The sequence below is a fragment of the Campylobacter sp. BCW_6460 genome (assembly GCF_001762705.1).
Taxonomy (GTDB): domain Bacteria; phylum Campylobacterota; class Campylobacteria; order Campylobacterales; family Campylobacteraceae; genus Campylobacter_D; species Campylobacter_D jejuni.
In genome coordinates, this window is record NZ_MJXI01000002.1 from 156,947 (window position 1) to 177,135 (window position 20,189).

General features: G+C 29.3%; 22 protein-coding genes. 8 read left to right on the plus strand and 14 right to left on the minus strand.

Annotation, left to right across the window (positions count from 1 at the left end; translation table 11 throughout):
• Positions 1 to 76 precede the first annotated feature (76 nt).
• The 3 genes from rpsF to rpsR are packed head-to-tail and all read left to right on the plus strand — an operon-like array spanning position 77 to position 1,285.
• Positions 77 to 454, plus strand: coding sequence for a 30S ribosomal protein S6 (gene rpsF / locus AJ881_RS01495; protein WP_002812868.1), 378 nt, complete (start codon positions 77 to 79; stop codon positions 452 to 454).
• A gap of 8 nt (positions 455 to 462) precedes the next feature.
• A complete protein-coding gene (locus tag AJ881_RS01500) occupies positions 463 to 1,014 on the plus strand; it encodes a single-stranded DNA-binding protein (protein WP_002861797.1) in 552 nt (183 codons plus the stop codon).
• Between the two features lie 10 nt (positions 1,015 to 1,024).
• Positions 1,025 to 1,285 carry a 30S ribosomal protein S18 gene (gene rpsR / locus AJ881_RS01505; protein WP_002853032.1) on the plus strand — a complete coding sequence of 87 codons (261 nt, stop codon included), beginning with the start codon at positions 1,025 to 1,027 and terminating at the stop codon, positions 1,283 to 1,285.
• 60 nt (positions 1,286 to 1,345) lie between these two features.
• Here rpsR and lon read toward each other — a convergent pair whose 3' ends face one another.
• Positions 1,346 to 3,721 (minus strand): endopeptidase La, encoded by a 2,376-nt coding sequence (gene lon, locus AJ881_RS01510; RefSeq protein ID WP_070282346.1) that lies wholly within the window; start codon positions 3,719 to 3,721, stop codon positions 1,346 to 1,348.
• 16 nt (positions 3,722 to 3,737) lie between these two features.
• Complete coding sequence (bamD, locus tag AJ881_RS01515; protein ID WP_070282344.1) at positions 3,738 to 4,385, minus strand: outer membrane protein assembly factor BamD; 648 nt, start codon at positions 4,383 to 4,385, stop codon at positions 3,738 to 3,740.
• A 160-nt stretch (positions 4,386 to 4,545) separates the two neighbouring features.
• On the opposite strand from bamD, the gene fliW reads away from it, so the two are divergent.
• Genes fliW through AJ881_RS01540 form a run of 5 tightly spaced genes read left to right on the plus strand, consistent with a single transcriptional unit; the run spans position 4,546 to position 7,073 of the window.
• Complete coding sequence (gene fliW, locus AJ881_RS01520; protein WP_002852982.1) at positions 4,546 to 4,935, plus strand: flagellar assembly protein FliW; 390 nt, start codon at positions 4,546 to 4,548, stop codon at positions 4,933 to 4,935.
• Positions 4,935 to 5,666 carry a pyrroline-5-carboxylate reductase gene (locus tag AJ881_RS01525; protein ID WP_044780209.1) on the plus strand — a complete coding sequence of 244 codons (732 nt, stop codon included), beginning with the start codon at positions 4,935 to 4,937 and terminating at the stop codon, positions 5,664 to 5,666. The genes fliW and AJ881_RS01525 overlap by 1 nt, the downstream gene beginning before the upstream one ends.
• Positions 5,663 to 5,965, plus strand: coding sequence for a transformation system protein (locus tag AJ881_RS01530; protein ID WP_002855822.1), 303 nt, complete (start codon positions 5,663 to 5,665; stop codon positions 5,963 to 5,965). The genes AJ881_RS01525 and AJ881_RS01530 overlap by 4 nt, the downstream gene beginning before the upstream one ends.
• Positions 5,962 to 6,624: a hypothetical protein gene (locus AJ881_RS01535; protein ID WP_002870543.1), complete on the plus strand. Its 663-nt coding sequence runs from the start codon at positions 5,962 to 5,964 to the stop codon at positions 6,622 to 6,624. The genes AJ881_RS01530 and AJ881_RS01535 overlap by 4 nt, the downstream gene beginning before the upstream one ends.
• Positions 6,621 to 7,073, plus strand: a complete 453-nt coding sequence (locus AJ881_RS01540; RefSeq protein WP_002870542.1) for a hypothetical protein — start codon at positions 6,621 to 6,623, stop codon at positions 7,071 to 7,073. The genes AJ881_RS01535 and AJ881_RS01540 overlap by 4 nt, the downstream gene beginning before the upstream one ends.
• On the opposite strand, the gene AJ881_RS01545 is transcribed toward AJ881_RS01540, so the two are convergent.
• Genes AJ881_RS01545 through leuS form a run of 12 tightly spaced genes read right to left on the minus strand, consistent with a single transcriptional unit; the run spans position 7,070 to position 20,180 of the window.
• Positions 7,070 to 7,699 carry a uroporphyrinogen-III synthase gene (locus AJ881_RS01545; RefSeq protein ID WP_002870540.1) on the minus strand — a complete coding sequence of 210 codons (630 nt, stop codon included), beginning with the start codon at positions 7,697 to 7,699 and terminating at the stop codon, positions 7,070 to 7,072. The two genes, AJ881_RS01540 and AJ881_RS01545, sit on opposite strands and share 4 nt — an antisense overlap.
• The gene (gene thiE, locus AJ881_RS01550; protein WP_070252707.1) at positions 7,677 to 8,309 is read right to left on the minus strand and encodes a thiamine phosphate synthase; all 633 of its coding nucleotides are present in this window, start codon (positions 8,307 to 8,309) and stop codon (positions 7,677 to 7,679) included. Before thiE ends, AJ881_RS01545 begins: the two co-directional genes overlap by 23 nt.
• A complete protein-coding gene (gene thiD, locus AJ881_RS01555; protein WP_044780282.1) occupies positions 8,299 to 9,111 on the minus strand; it encodes a bifunctional hydroxymethylpyrimidine kinase/phosphomethylpyrimidine kinase in 813 nt (270 codons plus the stop codon). Before thiD ends, thiE begins: the two co-directional genes overlap by 11 nt.
• Positions 9,108 to 9,794: a 3-methyladenine DNA glycosylase gene (locus tag AJ881_RS01560; protein ID WP_044780207.1), complete on the minus strand. Its 687-nt coding sequence runs from the start codon at positions 9,792 to 9,794 to the stop codon at positions 9,108 to 9,110. Before AJ881_RS01560 ends, thiD begins: the two co-directional genes overlap by 4 nt.
• The gene (locus AJ881_RS01565; RefSeq protein WP_002870536.1) at positions 9,791 to 10,552 is read right to left on the minus strand and encodes an ATP-binding protein; all 762 of its coding nucleotides are present in this window, start codon (positions 10,550 to 10,552) and stop codon (positions 9,791 to 9,793) included. Before AJ881_RS01565 ends, AJ881_RS01560 begins: the two co-directional genes overlap by 4 nt.
• A gap of 1 nt (position 10,553) precedes the next feature.
• A complete protein-coding gene (locus AJ881_RS01570) occupies positions 10,554 to 13,490 on the minus strand; it encodes a DEAD/DEAH box helicase (protein ID WP_070282342.1) in 2,937 nt (978 codons plus the stop codon).
• A complete protein-coding gene (locus AJ881_RS01575; RefSeq protein WP_002868630.1) occupies positions 13,490 to 13,885 on the minus strand; it encodes a polymer-forming cytoskeletal protein in 396 nt (131 codons plus the stop codon). Before AJ881_RS01575 ends, AJ881_RS01570 begins: the two co-directional genes overlap by 1 nt.
• Positions 13,822 to 14,724, minus strand: coding sequence for a M23 family metallopeptidase (locus tag AJ881_RS01580; protein WP_044780205.1), 903 nt, complete (start codon positions 14,722 to 14,724; stop codon positions 13,822 to 13,824). The genes AJ881_RS01575 and AJ881_RS01580 overlap by 64 nt, the downstream gene beginning before the upstream one ends.
• The gene (locus tag AJ881_RS01585) at positions 14,711 to 15,895 is read right to left on the minus strand and encodes a folylpolyglutamate synthase/dihydrofolate synthase family protein (RefSeq protein ID WP_079396817.1); all 1,185 of its coding nucleotides are present in this window, start codon (positions 15,893 to 15,895) and stop codon (positions 14,711 to 14,713) included. Before AJ881_RS01585 ends, AJ881_RS01580 begins: the two co-directional genes overlap by 14 nt.
• Positions 15,861 to 17,258 (minus strand): hypothetical protein, encoded by a 1,398-nt coding sequence (locus AJ881_RS01590; protein WP_070282340.1) that lies wholly within the window; start codon positions 17,256 to 17,258, stop codon positions 15,861 to 15,863. Before AJ881_RS01590 ends, AJ881_RS01585 begins: the two co-directional genes overlap by 35 nt.
• Entirely contained in the window at positions 17,242 to 17,754 is a 513-nt protein-coding gene (lptE, locus tag AJ881_RS01595) for an LPS assembly lipoprotein LptE (RefSeq protein WP_002860199.1), read from the minus strand. Before lptE ends, AJ881_RS01590 begins: the two co-directional genes overlap by 17 nt.
• Positions 17,751 to 20,180: a leucine--tRNA ligase gene (gene leuS, locus AJ881_RS01600; protein WP_070282339.1), complete on the minus strand. Its 2,430-nt coding sequence runs from the start codon at positions 20,178 to 20,180 to the stop codon at positions 17,751 to 17,753. Before leuS ends, lptE begins: the two co-directional genes overlap by 4 nt.
• Positions 20,181 to 20,189 lie beyond the last annotated feature (9 nt).

The window sequence follows — 20,189 nt, forward strand, 5'->3', positions numbered from 1 at the left end:
TTTGATATAATTTAGTCTTGCTTTATGCAAAATCCTTGCTCATGAAAATGGGCTTTAATATCCATAAGGAGAAAAGATGAAACATTATGAGGTTTTATTTATCTTAAAACCAACACTTACCGAAGAGGAAGTGAATGCGAAGTTGGAATTCGTTAAAGAAGTCCTAACCAAAAATGGTGCAGAAATTGAAACTGTTGTTCCAATGGGCACTAGAAAATTAGCGTATAAAATCAAAAAATACGAAAGAGGAACTTATTTTGTGATTTATTTCAAAGCTCCTACAAACTTGATCGCTGAGCTTGAAAGGGTGTTAAGAATCACTGAAGAAGTAATAAGATTTTTAATCGTAAAATATGAAAACAAAAAAGAAATTGCAGCTTGGGAAAAACTAAGCCACGGGATTAAGCAATCTAAAAAAGAAATCAAACCTTTAGATGCTCCTGAAATTCAATAAGGAAAAAGATGTTTAACAAAGTTGTTTTGGTTGGAAATCTTACACGTGATATAGAAATGCGTTATGCACAAAGCGGTAGTGCTATTGGGGCTTCTGCTATCGCAGTAACAAGAAGATTTACCACAAATGGAGAAAAAAGAGAGGAAACTTGCTTTATTGATATAAGCTTTTATGGTCGTACCGCAGAAGTTGCAAACCAATACCTTACAAAAGGTTCAAAAGTACTCATAGAAGGACGTTTGAGATTTGAACAATGGAGTGATCAAAATGGGCAAAATCGCTCTAAACATAGCATTCAAGTTGAAAATATGGAAATGCTTGGCGGCAATTCCAATGCTCCACAACAAGGTGGAATTGGCAATAATAGCTTTTCAAACAACAATTATAGTGGAAACTATGAAAATCAAAGCTATGATCCTTATATGAGTGAAAATCAAAATTTTAATAAAGCAAAAGCAAACCCTGCTCCACAAAGAAACCAAAACCCACAACACGAAGAAAAATTAAAAGAAATTGATATCGATGCTTATGATAGCGATGATACTAATTTACCATTTTAAAGGATAAACTATGGCAGAAAAAAGAAAATACTCTCGCAAATATTGCAAATACACTGAAGCAAAAGTTGAATTTATTGATTATAAAGATACAGCAATGTTAAAACATGCTTTATCTGAAAGATTTAAAATCATGCCACGCCGTTTAACAGGTACAAGCAAAAAATACCAAGAAATGGTAGAAGTTGCAATCAAACGTGCAAGACATGTAGCTCTTATCCCTTATATAGTGGATAGAAAAGAAGTAATCAATAATCCTTTTGAAGGACTATAATCTTTTAAAAGCAAACTTTTTACAAGTTTGCTTTTATATACATTTATTCTCAAAATAAAATTAAACCAAAGTATATTCTAAAACATCACTAAAAGTATCAACAGCAATGATTTCCATATTGTCTCTAACCTCACTAGGAATATCTTTTAAATCCCTTTCGTAATTTTTTCTTGGGATTAAAGCTATTTTTATATCTGCTTTATAAGCCGCAATTAATTTTTCTTTTAATCCACCTATTGGTAAAACTTTTCCTTTTAAATCTATTTCACCTGTCATTGCAATATCTGCTTTAACCTTTCTATCACTAAAAATAGAAGCAATAGCTGTGCTTATCGTAATGCCTGCACTTGGGCCATCTTTTGGAGTAGCTCCATCTGGCACATGTATATGAATATTATAACTATCATAAACATTAACTTTAGGATCGATAATTATTTTTTTAGGTATTTTTATTTTTCCTTCATCGATTAAAACTTTTATCATGCTAAAAGCAATTCTAGCTGATTCTTTCATTACATCACCCAAACTTCCCGTGAGCGTTAATTCTCCTTTACCTTTAATTTTTACAGCCTCTACTTTTAAAACATCTCCACCTACACTTGTCCAAGCCAAACCATTAACCTGACCTACTTGATTTTCTCCATTATTTTTTTCTATTTCAAAAACTTTTTTATCTAAAAATTCATTCAAATTTTTTGTATTAATAATGACTTTTTTAATATTTTCTAAAAGTAGTTTTTTAGCACTCTTACGACACAACTCTGCCACTTTGCGACGCAAATTTCTAACTCCTGATTCACGAGTATAATCACTAATGATTAACTCTATAGTTTCATCATCAATAGATAATTCATTGGATTTTAAGCCATGTTTTTTAAGCTCATCTGGAATTAAATATTTTTTCATTATATGAAATTTTTCACTTGGAGTATAAGAGCTAAGTTCTATAAATTCCATTCTATCTCTTAAAGGTGCAGGAATATTGCTAATATCATTTGCCGTTGCTATAAAAATGACTTTACTTAAATCAATATTAAAATTTAAATAATAATCCCTAAATTTAGAATTTTGCTCTGGATCTAAAATTTCTAAAAGCACCGCACTTGGATCTCCTCTAAAACTACGATTTAATTTATCAATTTCATCCAATACAATTACAGGATTAATTTGTTTTGCCTCTATAAGTCCTTGGGTAATACGTCCAGGCATAGCGCCTATATAAGTTCTACGATGACCACGTAGCTCATTAACATCTTCAAGTCCACCTAAGGCTATACGAATAAGCTCTCTTTTTAAAGCTTTTGAAACAGAATTTGCCAGTGAAGTTTTACCCACGCCAGGAGGCCCATAAAGACAAAGTATAACTTTAGCACCATCTTTTTCTGCTATTTTTCTTTTTTCTAAAAGTTCCCTAACTGCAAAATATTCTTCTATGCGTTCTTTTGGTTTATTTAATGCATAATGATCATGGTTGAGCTGTTTTGAAACTTCTTTAATATCAAGTTTTTTCTTAGAAATTTTTTCAAAAGGAATATCTAATGCTGTTTCTATGTAAGTTTGAATCATCGATGCTTCGGAATTATCTTGATGAATGCGTTCGAATTTTTCAATTTGTTTTTTGATTTCTTTATAAGCGTCTTCGTGCATAAATTTCTTCTTTAACTCCAGACGCTTTTGATATTCTCTAACCTCATCTTCTTTTTGTGTATCAGAACCAAGCTCTTTTTGAATTTGTCTTAATTGTTCTTTTAAAAAATATTCTTTATTTACCTTGTCAATACGAGAATGTACTTTGTTTTTAATTTCTTTTTGAATTTTATTGGCTTCTATTTCTTGAGCAATTAAATCTATTAATTTTACTAATTTTTGCTCAAGATCTGTTAAAACAAAAAACTCATAAGCAACTTGTTTTTTAATACGCACAGTATTTAAAATCAAATCACAAATCCTAGATGCATCAAAGCCTTCTTCAATTGTTCTTAAAAGATCCGGAGAAAAATAATGACTAATATTTGCCAAATTTTTTACCTTCTCTTTTAAAACTTCAAGAAGTGCTTCTTTTTTAGTTCCTTCTAAAAAGTCTTCTTTTATAAGTTCTATCTTGGCTTCCAAAGGTTTATTAGAAATTTGCTCTATAATTTTACCCTTAGCATATCCTTGAAAAAGTATTTTCACTCTTCCATCAGGTAAAGGAACTTTTCGCATGATAGTCCCAATCACTCCACAATTATAAATTTCATCAAAATTTCTTCCATTTTCCAACCTTGAAGGTGCAACAAAAAGCATACTATCATTTTTAATCGCAAGATCTAAAGCTTTCATATTGGATGAATCGTTAATAAAAATAGGAGTTATCATAAAAGGATATAAAAATAATTCATCTTCAACCAATACTGGTAAATTTGCTGGATAATTTTGTATCTCTTCAATCTGCATTTATTTTCCTTGTTTATTAAAATCTTTCAAATATACTTCTATACCAAGGAAGCTCAGGTTTGATAATACTTTGCTGATAAAATTCACTTTCTTGAAGTCTTTGTTTATAAATTTGTGCACTTTCATCATGCCCTATGCGCTGGTATAGATTTTCTATAGTACTATTAAGATAAAAAACCGCTAAATTAAATTTTGCAAGCATTGTCTGAACCAAAGGTTGATATTCTGTATAAGGATAATCTTTCAAAAAAGTATCTATTTCTTTTTGGCTTTCAAGCATTAAAGCCTGATTACGATTTGGCACTGCAAATGCATCAAATTTTGCTTTAATTTTAAGATAGCGAATATAATCAGCATTGCGTGAATTTCCAAATTTTTTATTATATTCATCTAAATAAAATTCAGCTAACTTATATTCCTCTTCATCCATATGAGCTTGTGCTAAAATAATTAAAGTAGTTTCCAATAAAGGATCGGCAACGTGCTCACTTGCCATACCATTATAATGATCATCGGCTTTTTCCAAATCCTTGTCCTGCAAATCTTTAATAATTTGCTTATACCACTCACTAGCACTAAGATTGTATAAACCTTCATCATTTTTCGTACTACACGCATTAAAAAAAACACTTAAAAAAACCAATAAAAAAATACCTTTTTTCATACTTCACCTTGATTTATATTCTCAAAAATCTATATTTTAACGATTTTATAATTATGTTCTTCTAAAATTATAATAAAATTAATTAAATAATTTAAAATTTTGGAATGATTATTGCTTATTTTATGTTAAAATATTAAACATTATAACTTGAGGAGAAAACATGACCCTAGCTGTTAAATGCCCTATCTTAGGTTTTGAAGAAACCAAAAATATGGAATTTTCAACTATCGATGAAGTATTTGTAAGACTTAAAAGTCTTGATGGTAAAGACTTTTCTTTTGTTTTAATTAATCCTTATTTAATTAGACCTGATTATGAATTTGATATACCAACTTATTATCAAGAGCTTCTTTCTTTAACACCTGAATCTAATATGAAAATTTTTAATATAGTAGCCATAGCAAAAAGCATTGAAGAATCGACAGTGAATTTTCTAGCTCCAGTAGTCATTAATCTTGATAATAATACTATGGTACAAGTGATACTAGATACAGTTAATTATCCGGACTTTTTTCAAGCTGATCAAATTGCTAATTATATTAAAAAATAATGCTCTATATACTTGCAAATGGAGCTATGGCAACAGCCTTAGCCTATGGATTAAAAGATGATTATGAAATTTGTATAGTAGGAAGAAGTATAGAAAAACTTCAAGCCCTCACCAAAGAAGGCTTTAAAACCTTACTTTACAAAGATTTTAACATAGAAGGTAAAGATGTTATTTTAGCATTTAAACCCTATGCTTTAGAAAATATTGCTCAAATACTAAAAGGACAAGCACGTATCTTAATCTCTGTTTTAGCCAATGTTGATTTTGAAAAACTACAAACCATCAAAGCTCAAAATTATGTTAGAATAATGCCTAATACAGCAGCTAAATACAAGACTTCAACCACACCATATATACTTAAAAACTCTCATTTTGAAAATGAAATTTTAGACATTTTAAAAACTTTTGGCTCGGCTTATAAATTAGATAATGAAATACAAATGAATGCAGCTATGGCGATTAGCGGCTGCGCTCCTGCTTTTTTAGCACTTATAGCAGAAAGTATTGCTAATGCTGGAGTTTATGAAGGTTTGTCAAAAGAACTTAGTCTCAATCTTACGCGCTCTTTATTTAAAAGCTCTAGTACTTTACTAGAACATGAACATCCAGCTATTATCAAAGAAAATATTTGCTCCCCTGGCGGAGTTACAATAAAAGGCATAAAAATACTCGAACAAAAAGGAATTCGCGGAAGTTTTTTTGAAGCCATAAATGCTAGCAGCGCTAAATGAAAAAGGCTTTCATACTTATAGAAAGTATTAGTGCTATAACGATCATATCTTTAATTTTCATTGGTATTTTTTATTACTATACTCAACTTTACAAAAACTATGAAAATTTAAATATTTTTGAAAGACTCTATAAACTTCAAGAAGAATTATATGAAAAGCCCATTTTTAAAACCATCATACTTCAAACTTCAGCCTTAAAACCTATAGTTTTACAAGAACAGTTTGTTAATGATGGTATATTTCAATTTCAAAAATTATACTTTCAAGATCAAAATTATAGCGTTTATTTTAAAGAATGAGCAAAGCTTTTACACTTTTTGAACTTATAATATCACTAATACTTTTTACTTTTATAACTAGCTTACTTTCAAAACCTTTAATGGATTTTTATCATTTAAATTTCACTGCTTTACATACAAACAATCTTATCACTCAAACACATTTAAACTTGCTTAAAATAGAAAAATTAATACAAAATTGTATTAATATTACATTTTCACAAAATACATTAAAATGTCTTTTAAAAGATGAGTTAATTAGCCTAAAAGATAATAAACTTTATCTTATTAACTCTGCTCTTATTTTAGAAAATAATCATACACTTTATTCACCTCATTCTGATTTTAAAACACAACTCCAAAACAGAAAAGATTTATATAACGACAATGAGCATATTAGCTATGCTTATAAAATTAATAAGATTGAAAAAATATCCATCTTGGAAAATGGTATATCTGCAAATTTTACAGGTAGTTTTATTCCTTTGCAAGCTCAATTAGTTATCAAATTGCAAAATGAAGGACTTATATATGAAATAAAGCCAAAATTTAATGAACAATTAAACCAACAAGGATTAATTTCTAAAAACATAAGCTCATTTAACCTGCAAAACAATAAATTAAAAATTTGCCTAAAAAGACAAACAACATATTGCCTTGAAAAAAGAATTTTACTATGAAAAAAGCTTATGTTTTAATTTGGACAATTTTTTTAATATTACTAATAAGTCTATGGATGAGCTTAACCTTAAACATATCCAGCTACACTCCAAAAATAATCCAAGATAGTTATTACTACCTTCAAGCTCAAATTTTAAGTCATAATGCAACACAATTTTCTAAATATTTTTTATATCAAGCAAAGCAAGAAAATAAAGAATGTTTAGATAATATATATTTTAATTACGCAAAAGCTTTGATTAAAATAAAATACTTTTATCCTATTGCACAATGTGTTAATTTTAAATTTTCCAACTTTAATCCCGATGCAAATTTAAGCAAAGATGGTGTTATTATAGCCCACATTAGCATTGCTTTAAATCGTGATAAAAATGTCAATGATGAAATTTTACTCACAAAAAGCATTATTATTTATCCCAAAGAAAATTTTTGGAATTTAAAAAATTAAACCAAAGTCTTAGCAAGCTTAACACACTCTAAAAGACTTTGATTTTCGCATATATAAAGATTTTTAAAATTTAAAAGCTTCTTTGCTGTGCTTTGTCCTATAACTACAACCTTATCTTCTTCTTTTAAGCTATAAAATTTTAAAAAATTTTCTACACTTAAAGGAGAGGTAAATATAAAAATAGCAGGATGAGTAAGTTTTTTATCACCTTTTTTAAAAACATTTTCATAAACAATCATTTCATCTAAATCCACACCTGCATTTTTAAGATCCAAATTTAAAGTCGAAACAATATTTTTAGCCCTTAAATACAAACATTTTTGCGTTTTTAATTCCTCTTTAAATTCAAGAAAAAGATCTTTTCCGTAAGCCTTTGATGGAATTTTAATCTTTTTAAAACCTAAATTTTTAGCGTATTGAGCTGTACTTTGTCCCACAGCGTATAAATTGAGTTTGAAATTTAAAGTGATTTTTGCATGTTGCAAAGCTTTTAAAGCATTTTTTGAGGTGCAGATTAAAGCATCATATAAACTCAAATCCACACTAAAATCATAAAAAACAATCTCATTTAAAATAAGATTTTCCACCCCTTCAAAAGGAGTTTCATTTAAGAGGTAAATTTTCATAGATTTTACACTTTAGATCTTTAGCTGCCAAAAAAGCATCTTTAGCATCCATGATCGCCCTAACCACAGCCACACCGCTTAAATTTATACCCTTTAACTCAACAAGTGCTTCTTTATCAATCCCTCCTATGGCTACAACCCCTATAGGACTTTTATCACAAATTTGACTTAAAAGCTCAAGGCTTAAAAGCGAACTTTCTTTAGTAGGTGTTGTCTTAATGGCTCCACAACCTAGATAATTTGCTCCTTGTATAAACTCAAGTTGTTCTAGCTTTTTAAGGCTTAAGCCTATGATTTTTTCATCTCCTAAAAGCTTTCTAGCTAGTTTTACTTCTAAATCTTCCTGCCCTAAATGCACCCCATCAGCATCTAAAGCTAAAGCTATGTCCACTCTATCGTTAATCAAAAAAGGTATTTTATAGGCCTTGCAAAGTTTTTGTACCTTTAAACCTAGTTTATAAAATTCTCTTGCATTAAGCTCTTTTTCACGAAGTTGTATGATACTCACTCCACCTTTTATAGCATTTTCTAAAGTATTTAAAAAACACTCCTCGCTTTTATTTCCCTGAGAGGCAACTAGATAAAGACTAAGATCTAATTTATTTTTCATCTAAAAACTTAAAAAAATGATTTGTAGGACCACAACCTTTTCCGAGATTGAGTGAATAATAAATCGCATTTCTTACATATTCTTTAGCTTCACTAACGGCATGAAATAAATCCTTGCCTTTAGCTAAATTACTAGCAATAGCCGAAGAAAGCGTACAACCTGTACCATGAGTATTTTTAGTTTCTATGCGTTCGCCTTTTAAAATATAAATTTCTTTTCCATCATAAAGCACATCATTGGCATTTTCTTCACTATGTCCGCCTTTAAGTAAAACTGCCTTAGCCCCCAAGCTACATAAATGCTTAGCTGCCTTTATCATCTGCTCTTCATTAGTGATCTTAAAACCACATAAAAACTCTGCTTCAGGAATATTAGGCGTAAGAATGTCTGCAAATTTTACTATGGTTTGCTTGAAAAAATCACAATTTTCTTGCGGCATTAAAGCATAACCATTTTTAGCAAACATTACAGGATCGATCACTATGTTTTGAGGTTTAAACTCGCTTAAATTTTTAGCTACACAGCTCATTAATTCACAAGAACCTATCATTCCAATTTTAGTTGCCTTTGGCATTATATCTTCAAATACGGCAAGCATTTGTTCATCCACACTTTGAGTAGGTATATCGTGTACAGAAATCACCCTTGCGGTATTTTCAGCTACCACACTTAAAACCACACTCATACCAAAAAGATTGTGCGCACTAAAGGTTTTAAGATCGGCTTGTATCCCTGCTCCACCACTACAATCACTCCCTGCTATAGTTAAAACAGGTATAAGTTCGCTTCCTTTTGCTTTCATAAATCTTCCTTTAAAATTTTGATCCATTCTTCACCCTTAGAGCTTAATTTTTGTCCTTTAAAACTCTGTTTTGCAAAAGCTACGATCAAAGCATGAAAAATTTGATAAAGTTCGCAAAGTTCGCATTTTCTCCCTAAAATTTTACACAAATTTTCTTGCTCACTCTCTATACCACTTTGAAAAAATTCTCTTAATTCTTCATAATTTTCAAACTCATAGCCTAAGTGAAAAGCCAAACGCAAACTATAATTATCTACAACCAAAATCTCTCTTTTACAAAGATAATTTAAAATACCATCAACACTTTCAAAACCCAAACCTTTGATATTTAAAAGCCACTCTCTGCTTACATTTGTTTTAAAATTTTCTAAATTTTCATAAGTGTTTATGATACTTTCTACTAAGCCTTTTAAACGCTTGGCTTTGGTATTATAAAATCCGCTAGGCTTAATTAAAGTTGCAAGTTCTAAATTGGATAAAGTATTGATTTGTTCTAAACTTGTAATATTTTCTTTTTTTAAATTTTCTAAAGCTTTTAAGACATTTTTCCAATTTGTATTTTGAGTTAAAATCACAGAAATTAAAAGCTCAAATTCACTCAATCCTTGATTTTCAAGCCAATCAAAATCATGATAATTTAAATCCAAATTTAAAAGCTTGGTAAAAATTTGCGCTCCAGTCATTTAAAATTCTCCTTAAAAGCCAAATAAAATTGCTTTGCAGTACGACCACTTCTACTTGCTCTTAGAGTAGCAAATTCTTTAGCTTTAGCGTGTAAAAGCTCTTTATCACAAGAATAATCTTTAAAATAAAAATCTATCATCTTTAAATACTCTTCTAAATTTCCCTGATAAAAACTTAACCACAAACCAAATCTATCACTCAAGCTTAATCTTTCTTCAGCAGCATCGCTTAAATGAAGTTCTGTATGTGCAATTTGCGTATCAAGATTATCAATAATGCTTTCACTTAATAAATGCCTACGATTTGAACTTGCATAAATAATTATATTATTTGGGGCTTTTTCTATGCTTCCCTCAAGTAAAGGTTTTAAAAATTTATAACTATCATCTCCCTTCTCAAAAGAAAAATCATCACAAAAAAGTATGAATTTAAAATTTTCTAATCTGATTTCATCGATGATATCTACTAAGGCAAATAAATCTTCTTTATTTAATTCGACAAGTCTTAAGCCCTGTTCTTTAAATTCATTAAATGTAGCTTTAATTAAACTTGATTTTCCAGTGCCCTTAGATCCCCATAAAAGTGCGTGATTTGCCCCTTTATTTTGAATAAAATTTAAAGTATTTTCATAAAGTGCTTTTTTTTGACTTTCCATACCTACTAAATCTTTTAAAGTGATAGGATCGATTTCAAAAATAGGCTTTAAATAGTCTTTTCTTGCTCTATAAATTGCTGCATAAGTTTTATTCCAATCCATTTTAAGCCTTTCTTAAATGCGTTAAAATTGCCTCTAAAATATCATCATCGTCTTTGCTTTTTGCTTTGATGAGTTCTTTTTCATCATTTAAAGCAGTAAATTGAATATTTTGCTCATAGTTGCTAATACTTTTAAATTTATTTAAAGCTAAAATTTTAATAATAATCAAAGATAAAAATTGCTTAGTATAAACATCAAGTTTTCCAAAGCGATCTTCAATTTCACCTTCGATCTCATAAACCTCATGAACTTGCTCACACTTGCTAAGTCTTCTATAAAGTTCTAATCTTAGGCGATCTTCGCTGATAAGCTCACTATTTAAAAAGGCATTAACATTGAGTTTTAAATCAAGTTTATTTTCTTTTTGATCCACTTCATTTTTACTTAAAGCATTAAGTTCATCTTCTAACATTTTAAGATATAAACTATATCCAATTTGCTCGATATGTCCACTTTGATCTACGCCTAATAAATTTCCACCGCCACGAATTTCAAGATCATGATAAGCCAAAACAGAACCTGCGCCTAAAAAAGAATTGCTTTCTAAAGAAACTAGACGCTTTAAAGCATCTTTTGTGATAGCATTTTTATCTTCGATTAAAAAATAACAATAACCTTGCTTATCACTTCTTCCTACACGCCCACGCAATTGATGCAAATCAGCCATACCAAAACGATCGCTTTTTTCTACTATGATAGTATTTGCATTAGGTAAATCAATCCCACTTTCTACGATAGAGGTGCTTAAAAGCAAATCATATTCTTTGTTTTCAAATTTCAACATTTCTTCTTCTTGCACCTTGGCATCGATTTTAGAATGTAAAATCAAAATACGCAAAGTAGAAAAAAGTTCTAATAAATGTTTTTTGCATTGCTCTATACTTGCAATATGATTATGAATATAAAAAATTTGCCCACCACGTCTTAACTCTCTTGCTATAACTTCTTTTAAAAGCGCGTCATCATTTTCTTTAACAAAGGTTCTTACATCCATCCTATCTTCTGGTGGAGTTTGCAAAACACTATAAGATTTTATAGAGCTTAAAGCTTGATTTAAGCTTCTTGGTATAGGAGTTGCTGACATAGATAAAATATGTGAATTTTGAGTGATTTCCTTAAGCTTTTCTTTTTGCTTCACTCCAAATTTATGCTCTTCATCAATAATAACAAGAGCTAAATTTTCACATTCTACACTTAAAAGCGCATGAGTTCCTACAACTACACAAGCTTTATTTTCTTTTAAATTTTGTAAAACTTGTTTTTTTTCTGCACTACTTGTAAAGCGATCAAGTTTAAAAACCTTTATACCAAAAGGATCAAAACGCTTTTTTAAGGTTTTATAATGCTGATGAGAAAGCAAAGTTGTAGGCGCAAATAAAAATGCGCAAAATCCACTTTTAACCACTGGATAAATAGCATTCATGGCAACTTCAGTTTTTCCAAAACCCACATCACCGCTTAAAAGCCTATCCATGACTTTTCCACTTTGAAAATCTTGCAAAATTTCATGACAGGCTTTATCTTGATCACTTGTATAATTAAAACCTGCACTAGCTATAAAATCAGCTTGTCTATTTAAATCCATTGTGATTTTTTTTGCTTGCACCAAAGATCTTTTAGCGGCCATAATAACAATTTCAGAAGCTATAGCTAAAAGTTTAGTTTTTAATTTTTCTTTAAGTTTAATAAAACTTGTTTTACCTAGTTTATCTAAGCTTGGAATAGATCCACTCACACCCAAATATTTATCAATCAAATAAAGATTTTCCACTGGTAATAAAAGCTTATCAGAATTTTGATACTCTATAGCAACAAACTCTTTTTTTGCTCCGCTTATCACTATCATCTCAAGACCTAAAAATTTGCCCACCCCATAATCTTCGTGCACTATATAATCCCCATTTTTAAGCTCATCTATAATCAAACTAGCTTTTTTTCTTGTTTTTTGTTTTTCTTTTTGATTTAAAGAAATGATTAGCTCTTCAGGACTAATAAGATTAAGCCTTAAATCACTTTTTATAAAATGGATATTTTGAATATCTTCAAGCTCTAAAGCTTTAAATAAAGCTTCGTTTTTAGCTAAAAGTGTGATTTTTTTATTTTTATGAAATTCAAAAAAATCTTTATTGTAAGAACTTTGCAATTCTTTAAATTTTTTAGCTTGAGGTAAAATTTTTGCATTCACAAAACTTATATCTTTTTCATATTCGTTAATATTAAACTTTTCACAAGCTAAAAAATCAAGTTCTAAATAATCAAAAAAATCATCAATACACCAAAACCCTAAAGAATTGATATCATGTATTAAAGTATCACTTTGAAAATCTTCTAATTTTTCTTTAAAAATTTCATAATTTTCTTTGTCAAAATATTTTAAAAAAGGACAAATTTCAAAATGTTCTAGTTCATTAGGAATAGACTTTTGACTTTGCAAATCAAAATATCTTATGCTTTCAATCTCTTCGCCAAAAAGTAAAATTCTAATAGGATTTTCTTCATTGATACAAAAAATATCAATAATATCCGCACGAATTGAAATTTCACCTTTATCCTGAACTATATCTACAAATTCATATCCTAATCTTGAAATTTCATCTTCAAAACATTTCAAATCAAAATTTTGTTTTTTATCGATATGATAATTTTGTAAATGTTTTTTTGAAGGAAGTTTTTTTAAGACAGTATTTAAAGGAGAAATAAGGATTTTTTTTTCTTCTTCTTTATGATAAGCATTTAAAATCTTGCAAAGATCAAAAAGTTCTTTGGAAAAAGCCCTTAAATCATCTCCAAACTGCGCTCTAAAATCAGGTAAAACAAAGGTTTTTAAACCCTTAAATCGTGAAACTTGAGCAAGTAAATCTGCTTGTTTTTCATCTTTACAAAGCAAAAGTTCACAAATTTTTGGATTTTGTAGGTATTCATAAAATGAAGCTTGCATTATTCTTCGTTGTTATTTTCAATAAGTTTGATAGTATCTTCTTTAATTTTACTAGTTCCATTAAAGCGACCGCCATTTTCTATAGAAATTTTTTGCGTTGAAATATCGCCATTAACAACTCCGCCCGCTAAAATTTCTAAACTATTAGCCTCAAGCTGCCCTTCAAAATATCCATTTACTACAATTTTATCTGCTTGTAACTCACCTTTTAAATTTCCATTTTTTCCGATAACTACAATACTTTCAGAATGAATAATACCACTTAACTCTCCATCAACATGAAGCATAGAAGCAAAATAAAATTTACCCTCAATTCTCGCACCTGAAGAAATTACTGTTGTTTCTGAGCTAGAGCTGGATGTTGGGCTGATACCGCCTTTATTAAAGATTGCCATGGAACTCTCCTTTCTTGATTAAAAAAATCATTCATATTTTTTCTTTGCAAATTTAAAAAGTACAAAGGTTCTAAAGTTTTATTAATAAACCTTACCTCATAGTGCAAATGCGGTCCCGTAGAAAGACCTGTGTTGCCACTATAACCTATCAACTGCCCTTTATTAACAAATTGACCCGCTTTGACTACTTCTTTGCGCATCATATGAGCAAATACTGTTTTAAAACCAAAATTATGCAATAAAATTACATTATAACCATAGCCATTATCATTATAACCTGAAAATTCCACCACTCCACTTGCTGGTGCATAAATAGGAGTACCAATTTCTGCTCTTAAATCAATGCCGGGATGAAATTCCCTTCTTTTTAAAAGCGGATGCTCTCTCCAGCCAAAATTTCCCGTAATGCCTTTATTTTCAATAGGCCATCCATTAGGAATTTGTCCCAAAATTCCAAGTTGCTGCTCATTGGTAAGCTGAAGATTATCAAGTCTTGCACTAATTGTAAGATTATTTTCTGCTTCTAAGCCTAAAGCCTCTTCAAAAGAAGCTATTTTATCTTCTATAGCCGCATACTGCTGAGTTTTTTCTTCTATGCTTTTTTGCATTTGCGAATTAGATAATTCCAATTCTTTGCTTTTTTTCAAAAGCTCCTCACGCTTTTCGCTGATATCACTAAGTTTGCTATCGAGATATTTGATATAAAAACCACTAAAAACTAAAAATAAAACAATAAAAGCAATAGTATAAAAAACTATTTTTTTGATTATTTGATTTAAATAAAAATGTCTTGAACCGTTAATATCTGTAATGGTAATAGTGAATTTATTTTTTACCACACCACTCCTTTAAAAAATTTTCTACCAGCATAAAAGAGCCAAAAACTAGATTTTTTTTATTTTCTTCTAATTTTACAAATTCTTTACATTGTATGCCTAGCTTTGATGCAATACTATAAATTTCATCATCAGCCAGCTTTCGTTCTGAACTTTTATATTTATATATTTGTATTGTATCAATAATAGGCTTTAATACATTTAAAATTTGAAAAATATCCTTATCCAAATAAGTATTATAAATAAGATTTATTTTTTCTCCTTGAAATTTATCAAGCATAGCCTTAGCAGCCATGGGATTGTGACCCACATCAACAAAAAAATTTGGAGAAATTTCTTGGCATCTTCCTTGTAAATTTAACTCTTGTAACTTTTTTAAAGCTTCTAAGGTTTTTTCTTGCGAAGTTAAAATTTCACAAGCCTTTAATGCAAGCTTTAAATTATGCTTTAAAAAACAAGGTAAAACAAACTTTTTACAATAAATCTCAAAATTTTCTTTCAAAAAAGGATTTAAGGAAGAAACTTGCAAATCAGCTTTTTTTAAAAAAGCAATTTTTTTTGCTAAGTTTAAAACATTTTGCTCTTGCTCATCACTTATAAGTGCTATAGGTGCCATAATTTTAAGCTTGGTTCTTGCAATATCTTCTAAAGAATTGCCCAAAATTTGAATATGGTCAAATCCAATTCTTGTAAAAATATTCATTCTTCTTTCAAAAACAGAAGTAGCATCATATTCTCCACCCACTCCTGCTTCTAAAACAATGAAATCGCATTTTTGAAATAAAATCATAGCTAAAAAAGTAGCATATTCGAAATAACTTAATTTTTGCAAGTCTTGTTTAAAAATTTCTTCAAGTCTTATATGAGCTTGTTCTAATTCTTCATCATTTGCAATCTTACCATCAAGATAAAATCTTTCATTAAAACTGAAAATGTGGGGGCTAGTATAATGCCCTATTTTATAATTTAAATTTTCTAAAAGTTGGGTTAAATATCTACCTGTACTACCTTTACCATTTGTGCCTATAAGTTGAATTATAGGAATATTTTTAAAATATTTCTTATATTTTTCATACATTCTAAACATCAAAAAACGATCAATTTTATCGTAATTTATACTTTTTTGGGCTAAAAAATTCTCAACTTTCATTATATTGTTCATTAACCGCTGCAATTTGCTTTATTAACTCATCTAAAATATTAATACTTGGTTTACTTTGCTTATCAAGATAAGCCACGTGAATTTTAGGGGTTATAATATCTTGCTTATAAATAAATCTAAAATTTTCTATAGTTTTAAGATTTGTATTTACAAGCTGTGTAATTTCATCTTTGCTTTTTCCTGGCGAAACAATCAAATAACTCTTTTCATCTATCATCCACAGTTCATCAAATTCGCTACAAGAATCTTTTAAAATTTTTTTAAATCGAACAAAAATTTCATTCAAACTTCCCATACCATATTTTTCCATAATGAAACGGTAATTTACTATAGAAAATAAAGCTAAAGAATAATTAACTTTATACTTATTAAAATTTTCATCCATTTTATCAAGCTCTTTAAGAACACTCCAAGCCTCTCTCTCCTCCAAATTTTGCGTGAATTCAATTTGATTATTTAAAGATGTAATTTTTTCTCCAAGTTGTTTAAATTTTAGTTTTAAATCCTCAAAACTAAGTTTTACTTCCCCATTTTCATCTGGTTTTAAGGTATTAATAAAATCCATGTTTTGTTCATTCGATTTATTAAGCAAAACAAGTAATTCATAGATTTTTTTTAGATTATCATTAAAAAAATTTAAATTTTTTTGGACATACATATTATCAACCATTATGCGATGATTGATAAATTCCATTAATTCGTTCTTAAAATTTTCTTCGCCTATTACAAAAGGCTTTTGTGTTAAATTTTGTATAAAACCTTGAATTTTTAAATCTTCTACCAATGAAGGATTTAAACCCAAGCATAATAATTCACTAAAGTGCTCATAACTACGCTCTTCAAGTTTAACTAAGAGTTTTTTAATCACGCTATCATAATCATCATATTTACTAATGCCATATTTACGAGCTTGTTCTTCTAAATTATTTTCATCATAATTTCTTTCAAGCTCTTTCCATTTTTTGGTAAGCAAATAAATACTTTCACTATCCATAGTTTTAGAAATTCTAATCGAAGTCACCTTAGCCAAATCTCTTATCTTTTTATCCTTACTTATTTGCAAAGTTTTAGATATGGTATATAAAAAATCAAAAAATTCACTAAATTGTTTTCCGCTTTGTCTATTTAAAACAGAAATTAAAAAACTAATTAGTTCTTCTAAACTTCTTATAGTTTTAGAATTTAATTCTTGTTGATAAATCGGTAAAAGTAAGGTTTTGTATTTGTCAAGTTTAGCTTTATTTGAGCTTGTGATACCATATTTTAAAGATAGTTCTTCAAAAATTTCCGTATAATTTTCAGGAGTTGGTTTTAGTTTTCTTTCTTTTAATGCAATTAAAGTTTGCTTTGCTATTTCATTAGTATTTGGAATCACGTTTTTGCCCTTTAATAGCAATTACGGAAATAAACTCATCAAATGCCTCGCTTGAAGCTGCTCGAATAGCCTCATACCTTGCAGAATCACTAATAATACTATTTGGAGAAATTTCAAAATTATAACTTCCACTTGTACTAAAAGCCTGACTTGAACCATCTTTAAAGACAACATTAAAATCTAAATTTAATTTAGCTTTATAACTAATGACATAGCCATTTTTATCATAAGCTAAAGGAATAAATTCTAAATTATTCATTTTAACATTAATTACATCATCTGCCTCGTGTTTTAAAGCAAGCTTGCGCCCTAATTTTGAAATTACCATTTCTTTTAAAGTATCGGCAACATAGATACTATTTTTTGGGTCTTGTTGACTTAATTCAACATTAACATAAACTTTCTCATCGAAAATATTATTAGCGATTTTTGATGTAGGAACATATCCACAAGCACCTAAAAATAAACCTATGCAAAAAATTAAAATCTTTTTCATTTAATCACTAGATTAACTAGCTTTCCTTCCACATAAATTTCTTTAACTATACTCTTACCTTCAAGCCATTTAGCAGTATTTTCTTTTGCAAAAGCTAAAATTTCTTCTTTACTCGCACTACTTGAAATTTCAAATTCAGCCCTTTTTTTACCATTAATACTTACAGCTAAATTTAAAGTATCTTTTACAAAAACCTCTTCTTTAAGTTCTAATTTTTTGAAATTTTTACATTTAAAAAGCTCCTCGCTAAGCTCAAAACAAACATGAGGAATAATAGGCTCTAAAATATTTAAAATAATATAAAAAGCCTCTTGCTCCAAAGCTTCATTTTTACAAAGCGCTAAAGCATTTAAAGCCTCCATACAAGCTGCAATTAAAGTATTGAAAGCAAAACTTTGATGATAAACTTCAAAAGATTTTTTCAAAGCTTCATATACCTTTAATCTTGCATATTTTTCTTCTTTATTTAAATTTTCTTGTTTTAATTCTACAAGCTCACCTTTTTTAATATTTTGCGCCCTATCATAGAGTTTACAAATAAATCTATAAGCCCCTTCAACCGCATCATCATTCCATTCAAGCTCTTTAGCCGGAGGCGCAGTAAAAAGTATAAAAAGTCTTGCGGTATCAGCACCGTATTTTTCTATAATCTCATCAGGATCTACAACATTGCCTTTTGATTTTGACATTTTAGCTCCATCTTTTAACACCATACCCTGAGTTAAAAGTCTATCAAAAGGTTCATTTTGTGTTAAATAACCCAAGTCTCTTAAAGCTTTTTGGAAAAATCTCGCATAAAGTAAATGCAAGATTGCATGTTCAATACCACCTATATATTGATCCACACTCATCCAATACTTTACACTTTTTTCATCTAAAGCTTTTTCCTGCCAAGTTCTCTCATCACTTGCAAAACGTGCAAAATACCAAGAACTTTCAAAAAAAGTATCTAAAGTATCACTTTCTTTTTGAGCCTCTTTGCCACATTTGGGACAAATACAATTTTTCCAAGTTGGATGTTTATCAAGTGGATTACCCTCACCTGTAATTTGCACATCTTCAGGTAGGGTAATAGGTAAATTTTCTAGTTTTTGAGGCACTATACCACAAATTTGACATTTAATCATAGGAATAGGCGCACCCCAATATCTTTGGCGTGAAACACCCCAATCACGAATTTTAAAATTTACAACCCTTTTTCCTATATTTTTAGCTTCAAACTGAGAAATGATTTTTAATCTTGCCTCATTACAATCAAGATTATCAAACTCTTGGCTATGGATTAATTTTCCTGATTTTTGCGTATAAGGTAAATTTTCTTGAGTTTGAATAACTTGTTTGATGGCAAGATTATATTTTATTGCAAATTCAAAATCTCTTTCATCATGAGCTGGAACAGCCATAACCGCTCCACTACCATAATCAGCCAAGACAAAATTAGCCACCCACAAAGGAATTTTTTCTCCGCTTAAAGGATGAATGGCATAAATTCCTAGAAAATAACCTTCTTTTTCAGAACTTTGTCTTTCTCTTGGGCTTTGATTTTGAATAGCTTTGATTTTATTTAATACATCTTGATTTAATAAATTTTGCGAAAGCAAATTTTGAACGATCTTATGTTCTGGAGCTAAAGCGATATACGAAACTCCATAAATTGTATCTGCTCTTGTAGTAAAAACTTCTAAAGAACTTTCTTTGGCTTTTTGCTTGCTTTCTTCGTCTAAATTTAAAGAAAATTCTAAACCTTCACTTTTACCAATCCAATTTTCTTGCATAGTTAAAACTTGATTAGGCCATTTATCTTTTAATTTTTCTAAATCTTTTAAAAGTTCCTCAGCATAAGAAGTGATTTTTACATAATAACCTGGCATTTTTTTCTGCACCACTTCATGACCACAACGCCAACATTTTCCATCTTCAACTTGCTCATTAGCCAAAACCGTTTGATCTTGTTCACACCAATTTACATTTGCTTCTTTAGTGTAAATCAAACCTTTTTCAAACATCTTAATAAAAAATTCTTGCTCAAATTTTGTATAAAGTGGATCTGAAGTAGCAAGCATTCTTTTTTTAGAAAAAGAAAAACCTAAAGAAAAAAGCTCTTTTTTCATATAAGCTATATTTTCATAAGTCCATGACTTAGGATGAATTTTATGTTTAATAGCTGCATTTTCAGCAGGCATACCAAAACTATCAAAACCTATAGGATGTAAAACATTAAAACCTATCTTGCGATAATATCTTGCCAAAGCATCACCTATAGTATAATTTCTTACATGCCCCATATGAATGCGCCCGCTAGGATAAGGAAACATCGATAAAATATATTTTTTAGGCAAATTTAAATCATCTTTTGGCTCAAAATATTCATTTTCATCCCAAATTTTTTGCCATTTTTTTTCTATTAAACTTGCTTCATAAGCCATAAAAATTCT

Bases quoted from the DNA above. Each gene is read 5' to 3' on its own strand.
- thiD (WP_044780282.1), bottom strand. From the start codon at position 9,111: ATGAAAGCAAAAGGAAGCGAACTTATACCTGTTTTAACTATAGCAGGG.
- AJ881_RS01545 (WP_002870540.1), bottom strand. From the start codon at position 7,699: ATGAAAATTTACCTCTTAAATGAAACTCCTTTTGAAGGGGTGGAAAAT.
- AJ881_RS01530 (WP_002855822.1), top strand. From the start codon at position 5,663: ATGAAAAAGGCTTTCATACTTATAGAAAGTATTAGTGCTATAACGATC.
- AJ881_RS01575 (WP_002868630.1), bottom strand. From the start codon at position 13,885: ATGGCAATCTTTAATAAAGGCGGTATCAGCCCAACATCCAGCTCTAGC.
- fliW (WP_002852982.1), top strand. From the start codon at position 4,546: ATGACCCTAGCTGTTAAATGCCCTATCTTAGGTTTTGAAGAAACCAAA.
- lon (WP_070282346.1), bottom strand. From the start codon at position 3,721: ATGCAGATTGAAGAGATACAAAATTATCCAGCAAATTTACCAGTATTG.
- bamD (WP_070282344.1), bottom strand. From the start codon at position 4,385: ATGAAAAAAGGTATTTTTTTATTGGTTTTTTTAAGTGTTTTTTTTAAT.
- AJ881_RS01500 (WP_002861797.1), top strand. From the start codon at position 463: ATGTTTAACAAAGTTGTTTTGGTTGGAAATCTTACACGTGATATAGAA.
- AJ881_RS01540 (WP_002870542.1), top strand. From the start codon at position 6,621: ATGAAAAAAGCTTATGTTTTAATTTGGACAATTTTTTTAATATTACTA.
- AJ881_RS01560 (WP_044780207.1), bottom strand. From the start codon at position 9,794: ATGACTGGAGCGCAAATTTTTACCAAGCTTTTAAATTTGGATTTAAAT.
- rpsF (WP_002812868.1), top strand. From the start codon at position 77: ATGAAACATTATGAGGTTTTATTTATCTTAAAACCAACACTTACCGAA.
- thiE (WP_070252707.1), bottom strand. From the start codon at position 8,309: ATGAAAAATAAATTAGATCTTAGTCTTTATCTAGTTGCCTCTCAGGGA.
- AJ881_RS01565 (WP_002870536.1), bottom strand. From the start codon at position 10,552: ATGGATTGGAATAAAACTTATGCAGCAATTTATAGAGCAAGAAAAGAC.
- AJ881_RS01570 (WP_070282342.1), bottom strand. From the start codon at position 13,490: ATGCAAGCTTCATTTTATGAATACCTACAAAATCCAAAAATTTGTGAA.
- leuS (WP_070282339.1), bottom strand. From the start codon at position 20,180: ATGGCTTATGAAGCAAGTTTAATAGAAAAAAAATGGCAAAAAATTTGG.
- lptE (WP_002860199.1), bottom strand. From the start codon at position 17,754: ATGAAAAAGATTTTAATTTTTTGCATAGGTTTATTTTTAGGTGCTTGT.
- AJ881_RS01535 (WP_002870543.1), top strand. From the start codon at position 5,962: ATGAGCAAAGCTTTTACACTTTTTGAACTTATAATATCACTAATACTT.
- AJ881_RS01525 (WP_044780209.1), top strand. From the start codon at position 4,935: ATGCTCTATATACTTGCAAATGGAGCTATGGCAACAGCCTTAGCCTAT.
- rpsR (WP_002853032.1), top strand. From the start codon at position 1,025: ATGGCAGAAAAAAGAAAATACTCTCGCAAATATTGCAAATACACTGAA.